This is a genomic window from Dactylosporangium darangshiense, from assembly GCF_039537565.1.
In the GTDB taxonomy this organism is placed as follows: Bacteria; Actinomycetota; Actinomycetes; order Mycobacteriales; family Micromonosporaceae; genus Dactylosporangium; species Dactylosporangium darangshiense.
Window position 1 is genome coordinate 1 of record NZ_BAABAT010000118.1, and the last position, 8400, is coordinate 8400.

Annotated in this window: 10 protein-coding genes; 6 read left to right on the forward strand and 4 right to left on the reverse strand. The window is 67.3% G+C overall.

Features of this window, described 5'->3' with window-relative positions; genetic code table 11:
* A partial coding sequence (locus tag ABD901_RS57690) for an ATP-binding protein (protein ID WP_345144739.1) occupies positions 1-883 on the reverse strand: 883 nt, incomplete at its 3' end.
* On the opposite strand from ABD901_RS57690, the gene ABD901_RS57695 reads away from it, so the two are divergent.
* The gene (locus ABD901_RS57695) at positions 861-1706 is read left to right on the forward strand and encodes a hypothetical protein (RefSeq protein WP_345144742.1); all 846 of its coding nucleotides are present in this window, start codon (positions 861-863) and stop codon (positions 1704-1706) included. The genes ABD901_RS57690 and ABD901_RS57695 overlap by 23 nt on opposite strands.
* A gap of 473 nt (positions 1707-2179) precedes the next feature.
* Here ABD901_RS57695 and ABD901_RS57700 read toward each other — a convergent pair whose 3' ends face one another.
* Both ABD901_RS57700 and ABD901_RS57705 read right to left on the reverse strand, forming a co-directional pair.
* Positions 2180-2341, reverse strand: coding sequence for a hypothetical protein (locus ABD901_RS57700; RefSeq protein WP_345144744.1), 162 nt, complete (start codon positions 2339-2341; stop codon positions 2180-2182).
* 30 nt (positions 2342-2371) lie between these two features.
* Entirely contained in the window at positions 2372-3304 is a 933-nt protein-coding gene (locus ABD901_RS57705) for a sigma-70 family RNA polymerase sigma factor (RefSeq protein ID WP_345144746.1), read from the reverse strand.
* 241 nt (positions 3305-3545) lie between these two features.
* On the opposite strand from ABD901_RS57705, the gene ABD901_RS57710 reads away from it, so the two are divergent.
* The 5 genes from ABD901_RS57710 to ABD901_RS57730 all read left to right on the forward strand — a co-directional run bounded on the left by ABD901_RS57710 (position 3546) and on the right by ABD901_RS57730 (position 8095).
* Complete coding sequence (locus ABD901_RS57710; RefSeq protein WP_345144748.1) at positions 3546-4157, forward strand: TMEM175 family protein; 612 nt, start codon at positions 3546-3548, stop codon at positions 4155-4157.
* Positions 4158-4497: 340 nt separating this feature from the next.
* A complete protein-coding gene (locus ABD901_RS57715) occupies positions 4498-5424 on the forward strand; it encodes an SDR family oxidoreductase (RefSeq protein ID WP_345144750.1) in 927 nt (308 codons plus the stop codon).
* Between the two features lie 46 nt (positions 5425-5470).
* Positions 5471-5995, forward strand: coding sequence for a cupin domain-containing protein (locus tag ABD901_RS57720; protein ID WP_345144752.1), 525 nt, complete (start codon positions 5471-5473; stop codon positions 5993-5995).
* Complete coding sequence (locus tag ABD901_RS57725) at positions 5992-6231, forward strand: hypothetical protein (RefSeq protein ID WP_345144754.1); 240 nt, start codon at positions 5992-5994, stop codon at positions 6229-6231. Before ABD901_RS57720 ends, ABD901_RS57725 begins: the two co-directional genes overlap by 4 nt.
* Before the next feature lie 58 nt (positions 6232-6289).
* On the forward strand, positions 6290-8095 hold the full coding sequence (locus tag ABD901_RS57730; protein WP_345144756.1) for a ferritin-like domain-containing protein: 1806 nt from the start codon (positions 6290-6292) through the stop codon (positions 8093-8095).
* Positions 8096-8221: 126 nt separating this feature from the next.
* On the opposite strand, the gene ABD901_RS57735 is transcribed toward ABD901_RS57730, so the two are convergent.
* Positions 8222-8400, reverse strand: a 179-nt coding sequence (locus ABD901_RS57735; protein WP_345140622.1) for a transposase, incomplete at its 5' end; no start/stop codon positions are given.

Genomic DNA, 8400 nt, shown 5'->3' on the forward strand with positions numbered 1-8400 from the left:
GCCGCGTTGGGCCTCGATGCGCAGGCCCCGCTGATCTATCTCGCCGACCGCATCGACCCCGACCGGCTGGCGAACCTGTCCACTTTCGGCGACGCCTAACACACGTTCGCTCGAACATGTGCGCTTTGGAGGGGTGCAGGTTGGAGCTGACGGCGAGGCTGCGTCGTTCGTAGGCGGCGTCGACGAGGCGGTAGAAGCCTTCGGCGGCGTCGGGTGAGACGGGCAGCAGGCCGATGTCGTCGATGATGATGAGGTCGGTGCGGATGAGCCGGGTCATGGCGCTGGTCATGGAGTCGTCGGCGCGGTGGCGGCGGATCATGGCGCCGAGGTCTTCGATGGTGAACCAGGCGACGGTCATGCCGGCCTCGACGGCGGCCTGGCCGAGGGCTTCGCAGAAGTGGCTTTTGCCGGTGCCGGACGGGCCGCAGATGGACAGATTCTCCTTGCGGGTGACCCATTCCAGGGATTTCAGCGCGTCCTGGGTCGGGCGTGGGATCGACGATGCAGTCTCGTCCCAGTCGCCGAAGGTCTTGCCGGCGGGGAACGCGGCGCGTTTGCGACGGGTGCGCAGGTTGGCCTGGTCCCGGCCGGCGGCTTCATCGGCGAGCAGGACCCGCACGACTTCGGCGGGGTCCCAGCGTTGGGCCTTGGCGGTGGGGATCAGATCGGCCATCGCTTTGCCGAATCGTGAGCCGCTACGGCCCGAGGTAGCAGTTGCCGAGACTGGAGCAGCGGCGGCGTTCGGCCCTGAACCGGCGGCATCAGTGACACAGAAGGCGCCAGCACTCGTGTCTACGCCGCCAGTCCCGCACCACCCGGTTACCCCCGTCGATGTCCCCGCGCCCGCAGGTTCGGCGGCGATGCCGGGTCCAGCCTTTGCCACCCTGCCGCTTGCGTCGCCTGCTGCGCACACTCTCGCCGTCCAAACCGCCGGTTCCGAGCCGGCGCCCGTCGTTGAACCGCGGCGCCGTGTAACTCGCACGGTTGCCGCCGGCGGGTGGGCGGTGGGGTCGCTGGTGGTCTTCTGGCTCGTGCTCCAGTTCGTCCTCCGGTTCGTGCACGGCTCCGAAGTTGGCTTTCTGCGGATGCTGCTCGACGGACCGCCTGCCCTGCTGCTGCCGGCGTACGCGCTATGGAGCGCCTCCCGGTTCACGGACGCGGACGTTTCTAAAACATGGGTCGGCAGCCGAGTAACGGTGCAGACGCTGGTCCTCGCTGGGCTGTGCGTCGTCGCATTCGAGCTGACCAGCATCGCACTCGACCAGGTCGAAAAGGTCATCGACGGGGGCGGTCCGGAGACCAGCGGCGTCGCGATGGTCCTGCTCGCGGCGGGGGCCGCGATCATGTTGCTACGGCGGCCCGAGGCCGATCGGCCGGCTCGACCGCACCGTTTCGACGTCGGCGACTTCCGGGCGAATGCACTGGCGGCGGTCGTCCTCGCGCTCGCACACAGCGAGATCACCGGGGAAGGTGTGAGCCCCGTTGGGTACGAGTTTCTGCACTCCACGAGCTATACGTACTGGGTCTGGCTGGTGACCCTGCTCGCCATCTCAGCCGCCCTCGTTGCGGCTGGCGCCGCGATCGGCACATACATTGCTCGCAGGCGCCCGGAGACGATCGGCTCACCGCGGACGTTAGCGGGCTGGACGCTCCTCGCTGGCACGCTGGTGCTCGTCGTGCCCGTCGTGGTGGACATCATCAACTGAGCGGCGGGCCGCACCGGCGGCTGGTGGGGAGCCCGGCGGTCGTCACACTGCACGATGTTGGAGTCGAGCGGCGCGCTGCTGATCAGCCGGCCAGCGCATCACGACGAAGGTTCGCCTGGTCGTTGCGGGCTGCGCATTTGGCGCAAATGGCCTGCACCATAAGTGGGGATTACGGGCCAGCGGACGTCGGGCAGGCACGGCCCCGGTGCCGGCCACCCGGCCGCCGACCTGCGAGGCGTGGGCAGCTGGACCCGCCTCACGAGGAGCATCTGCGGCGACAGCGGTGGCGACCAGGGCAGAGCTGGTCGGCTTTGCGGGTACGAACCAGCGGACGACTCGGGCCACGGCGGGCGGTAGGGGATCAGGACGACCTTGCCGCCCTTGCCTCGGACGCGTAGGACGCGGTGGCCGTGCCGCCCGCCCTGTCCGGCACGGGAGCGTCAGCGTTGCGTGGTACCCATGATCAGACGGGCTCAAAGGTCGCGCAGTCTGGTCCGTCGTCCCGCGATACCCGCGAAACTCACCTGGACGGTGGTGGGCTCGGCGCGCAGGATATCGAAGTACGACATCTGCCCGGCCAGGATGAACACCACACCGCCGGCGTGGTCACCGCCGACCACCAAAATTGTTCGCACGGTGTCCTCTGCTTCTCTCGCCGTCGCCAGCTATGACCGAGTAGCACGCTGGTTTGTGACGTCGGCGGACCAGGCCGGTCCGGACACCGCTGCGGTCTTCTCGGGGTTCATCATCCACAGCACCTGATTGATGCCGTCGGTCGATGCGCTGACCGTGAGCACGGCGTCCAAGGTGCCGTCGCGCCACAGCACGGCGGACGTCCGCCCGTTCGTACTCGCCCATCGCACGTCGACGCCGTCCCAGAACCGGTTGGAGATCGCGGTCAGGTACCTCGCCACGCGCACGACACCCACCACCGGCCGGCGGGAAACACCCACCCTGCCGTTGCCGTCGCTGATGCTGGTCACGTTCGCCGCGAAGAGCCGCTCCAATGCGGTCATGTCGCCGGTGCGGGCCGCCGTTGTGAACGCGGCGAGCAGCTGCCGCTGCGCGGCCGCGCTCGCCGGCGTGCGCCTCTCCTCCGTCATGTGTTTGCGCGCCCGGCTGACCAGCTGGCGCACCGCGGGTTCGGTGGACTGCAGGATGTCGGCGATCTGCGCATACGGGTAGTCGAAGGCCTCACGCAGGACATATGCGGCGCGTTCGTTGGGCGTGAGCTTCTCCATCAGGAGCAGGGCCGCGAACTCCAGGGCCTCCCCGCGCTCGGCGCCCAGGTACGGGTCCGCGCTCGTGTCGACGGGTTCCGGCAGCCGCGGCCCGATGTACGTCTCACGCCGCACCCGCGCCGACTGGAGCGCGTTGATGGCCAGCCGGGTCGTCGTCGTCGCCATGAACGCGGCTGGGTCGACCACCGCCCCGCGGTCACACGTCTGCCACCGCAGCCACACCTCCTGCACCAGATCCTCGGCCTCGGTGGCGCTGCTGAGCATGCGATACGCGATCCCGAACAGGCGTGGCCGCACGCTCGTGAAGACCGCCGCGGCCTCCTCGAGATCATCCGTCCCAGTCGGCTCGTGATTCACACCGCAATCCACCATCCCTCGCCCCACTTCTGATCGCGTCGCGGCTGCTACCAGGCCAAACGTTGGCCGACAACGTCGCAATCGCCAACGTCCGGACCCTGGAAGTGACGTTGGCGACCACGCGTCCCTGTCACAGAGTCCGCGGCCGCGCTGTCTCGGCTGGTGGAGACACCGAAATCAGTACGGCGCTCATGGGGCGCTCGAAGCGGGCTTCAGGTATCGGAAGGAGAAGGGTGGCGCGGTGAGGTCTAATCGACTGGAGGCATTCAGTGATGGGGTGCTTGCCATCATCATCACGATCATGGTGCTGGAGCTGAGAGCGCCCGAAGGTCACGATCTCTCCGACCTCGTCCACACGACCGGCGTCGGGCTGCTGACGTATCTCCTCAGCTTTGTCTATGTGGGCATCTACTGGAACGGCCACCACCACATGTTCCACCTGGTTCGACGGGTCAGTGGCGGTGTGCTGTGGGCGAACCTGGCGCTGCTGTTCTGCCTGTCGCTGGTCCCGTTCACGACAGCCTGGGTGTCCGAATCGAGGTTCGCGCAGACCCCGGTCGTCACCTACGGTCTGAACCTGCTCAGCGTGGCCGTCGCTTACCTCGTGCTCCAGTGGGTGATCATCCGGCAGCAGGGACCGGAGTCGCCGTTGCGCCAGGCCGTCGGCACTGACCGCAAGGGCAAGATCTCCGTAGTGTTCGACGTCGTCGGGATCCTCAGCGCCCTGACGATCGACCGGAGCGGGCACGTCGGAGTGTGGATTGCCCTGGCGTGCTTCGTCGGCATCGTGATCATGTGGGTCGTCCCCGACCGCCGCATCGACCGGGTGGTCCGCCACGAGACTCCGGGCTGAGGGCGCGAGGTCGACCTCGCCGCTCGTTGCATCCTCTCGCGGTCGACGGACCCCGCACCACGAGTGCGGCATGCTGGTGCCGGTACGGCTAAGACCTGATCAAGACGTTGTTCCCTCAGCTGTCCTCGCTGCTGATTGACGAGGTGGTTGATCAGGGACCGGTCGTGCTGGTCCGTGCCCGGACGCTTGCGGCGGCCGTTGCGTGCTCGCAGTGCGGGCAACCGGCCCAGCGCGTGCACGCCCGTCACCACGGTGCGGCTCGTCGATCGCACGGCGCTCATCCCAGGCCGGATCCGCCATCCGGTACTTGCTGGCGGCAAGGTAACGCTCCTGTCGCTCCATGGTCCTGCAGCTGAGAAGGCAGGACAGCGCTCCCGCCGGTGACACCTGGGCGCCGGGGGCCAGCGACTTCGGGGGCATTTCAGCGGAGGTGTCACAGGCCGGGGGGGTTCCCGGTCTTAACTGGGTGACCGGATGGCAACCGATGCCCCGGCCAACAGGAAGGCTTGTCATGAAGATCGTGGTAATCGGCGGCACTGGCCTGATTGGGTCGAAGGTCGTGGCGCAGCTCGGCGAGCTCGGCCACGAGGCGGTGCCGGCGTCACCGAATACCGGCGTCAACACCCTCACCGGCGAGGGCCTGGCCGAGGCATTCGCCGGCGCGTCCGTGGTGATCGACGTGTCGAACTCCCCCTCGTGGGAGGACACCGCGGTGATGGAGTTCTTCCAGACGTCCACCCGCAATCAGCTTGCGGCGGAGGGGGCGGCCGGTGTGGGCCACCATGTGGCGCTGTCGATCGTGGGGACCGACCGGCTAACCGAAAACGGCTACTTCCGGGCGAAGCTCGCGCAGGAGAAGCTGATCGAGGACTCGTCGATCCCGTTCTCGATCGTGCACGCGACGCAGTTCTTCGAGTTCGTCCCGGCCATCGCCGACAGCACCGCGGACGGTGGCACGGTCCGGATGCCACCGGTGCTGTTCCAGCCCATCGCCGGCGACGACGTGGCCCAGGCAGTCGTCCGGGCTGCGGTGGGGTCGCCGTTGAACGGGCGGGTCGAGGTCGCCGGGCCCGAGCGGCTCCGGATGGACGAGTTCTTCCGGAACGCCCTGGCTGCGCTGGGTGACCCGCGTGAGGTGGTCACCGACCCGCACACGCGCTACTACGGCACCGAGTTGGCGGAGCAGAGTCTGGTGCCGGTTGGTGAAGCGGTGCTCGGAGAGATCAAGTACGCCGACTGGCTGGGCCGGACCAGGTCCGGCAAGTAGCGCACCAGTCCCCGCCCCACACCCATCAGCAACGGAGGTACGTCCCATGCCCGGCAACGATCCGACCAGCACCGAGCCGAAGCGCAAATCGACCGCGTGGCAGACGGCGCTCACCATGCTGCAGGAGGCCGAGCCGCCCTTCATCCCGACGGGAGCGCATGCGATGACCGTCGTCATCGAGTACCCGCCCGGCGACCCCGGAACGCCGCCGCACCGCCACTCCGGCCCCGCGTTCGTTAGTGCTGGAAGGCGAGATGCTGATGGAGGTCGAAGGCAGCCAGAGAGGGTCGTGCGCGCCGGCGAGGCGTTCTGGGAGCCGGGTGGCGATGTCATCCACTACCAGGACGGCAACAACCGCGACGACATCCCGCTGCGATTCACCGTCACGATGCTGTGCGAACCCGGCAAGCCGATGCTCACTCTGGTGGGCGACGAAGAGCTCGCCCAGCGCAAGGACCGCCGTGCCCTCGCCCGTCCTGACCACGCCGACCGCGCTCCAGCCGACAACGGGCGAGCCGACAACGGGCGTGCCAGGCCGACATCCATCGAAATCACCCAGGAGGAACGATGAGCGCTCCGACCGGAGACAACGACTCATTACACGAGCTCGAGGCCGAGGTCGAGGCGGAACTGGCCATGGCCGAGTCGAGCCACCCCGAGGAGGCCCTCAAGCTACCGGTCACCGAGTGGCAGTTCGATCCGGCTGACGCTCAGCGCGAGGAGGTCGGCCTCCGCAGCCTTCTTGGCGCGGTCGAGGCGCTGGAAGGCGACCCCCGATTCGGCCACCCGACGGACAGACGTGCCTGAGACCCCGCACCACGCCGACTCAGGAATCCACCTCTTCAACAGTCGAAACGAGACGCCTGTGAATCACCCACAACAGCAGGGGACCGCCGCTGCTCCCGCCACGTCGGCACGGATCACAACCCTCGACGATCTTCGCGAGCACCTGCAGTGGGCGATCGAGTTGGAACACGCGACCTTGCCGCCGTACCTGTGCGCGCTGTACTCGCTCGACCCGGAGCGGAATCCGGAAGCCGTCGACGTGGTGGCCAGTGTCTTCGCCGAAGAGATGCTCCACCTCGCACTGGCGGCGAACCTGCTCAATGCCGTCGGCGGCCGACCACGGCTGGACACGCCGCGGATGTTGCCGCCACACCCCCGGCGACTGCCCCACGGCGACCACTCCCTGGAACTGTCGCTGCTCCCGTTCGGTGCGGAAGCACTTGACATGTTCCTGCGGATCGAGCAACCGGCACCGCCCGGCGCCCCAGCCGAGGGTGACGGCTACGAGACAATCGGGCAGTTCTACGACGCGATCGAGCAAGGCCTGCGCCAATTGTGCAACCGGCTCGGCGAGCGGGAGGTCTTCTGCGGCGATCGGGCTCGCCAGGTGAACGCCGGCCACTTCCGGCACACTGCTGGGCGACTGATCGCGGTGGACGATCTGGCCTCAGCACTGGCAGCGCTTGAGGAGATCGTCGAGCAGGGCGAGGGCACGGCCCGTGGCGAAGTCTGGGACGGCGACCGAGACGTCTTCCATACCGATCGGGCAGAGGTCGCGCACTTTTACCGGTTCCAGGAGCTCAGGGTCGGCCGACGATACCGGCGCGGTGACACCCCGCAGTCCGGTCCCACTGGCGAGGCGATTCCCGTGGATCTCGCCGGTGTCCGTCCAATGAGGCGCAACCCGCGCCTCGCCCATCACGCTCCGGGCAGCGCAATCCGCACGGCCCAGGAAGAGTTCAACCACACCTATTGCGCCGTCCTGCATCTGCTCGAGCAGGCGTTCAACGGCAGCCCGAAGCTCCTCGCGGTCGCCACTGGCACCATGTACGCGCTCAAGGCACAAGCCCAGGCCCTGATGCAGATGCCTGACGAAGAGGGCACCACAGCCGGCCCCACCTTCGAATACGTGCCACCCGAGCTACGTCGGTGGAGCATCGGCGACCGGCAGCGGATCATCGTACTCCCCAACGGCCCATACGTCGTGTACGGCGGAGTCCCGCTCAGACGCAAGCACAAGATCGTCTCCGCGGACAACAACGCGCTGACCTGGAAAACCGGCGACACCCTGGCGACCGAGGACACCTACGCGCTGTGTCGCTGCGGCCACTCGAGCTCCAAGCCGTTCTGCGACGGGACACACGCGCTGATCGGATTCGACGGTACGGAAACCGCCGACGTCCGACCTTACGAGGAACTACAGCATGTCCACGACGGTGTCGGCATCTCGGCCCAACGGGTCGGGGAGCTGTGCATCCACGCCGCCTTCTGCATCACGCGCACCAAGCCGATCGCCGAAATGCTCGCCGATACCGACGACAGCGACGTCCGTTCCGACATCATGGGCCGGATCGACCATTGCCCCTCCGGGTCGTACAGCTACGCCCTCCAACGCGGCGGCGATTCCATCGAGCCCGACCTTCCGCAGGCAATTTCGGTCCTTGAGGAGGAGAACAGACTGGCCAGCGCCTTGTGGGTCACCGGTGCAGTGCCGGTCCTCCGCGCAGACGGCCGGACACTGCAGATCCGCAACAGGATGACTCTCTGCCGCTGCGGCCATTCCTCGAGCAAACCACTCTGCGACGGGACCCACCGAAAGATCGGCTTCCATGAGGAAACGCCGGCCGACGGAGGAGACCGACGACCGAATAACGACGAAGGATAGAAGACAGCATGATAAGGCACGTCCTGGAGCCGGCGGCACAGGAGATCGCGGACGCGACCTCCAAGCCCCTCGACTTTCGCACTCTTAATTGAGGCCCTCCTGACTGATCCGTGGGCCAGTTGGTGGTCATCTGGGGAGTACGGGGCGGTATCCGCTGAGGCTGAGCATGGCGAGGGCAATGATGGCTTCGGCAGAGTGGAATCCGAAGGCTCTGCGAACGATGAGTCGGATTTTCGTGTTCATTGACTCGACGAGGGCGTTGGACAGTCGATGCTCGATCGAGGCGACGATGGCGTCGCGGTTGC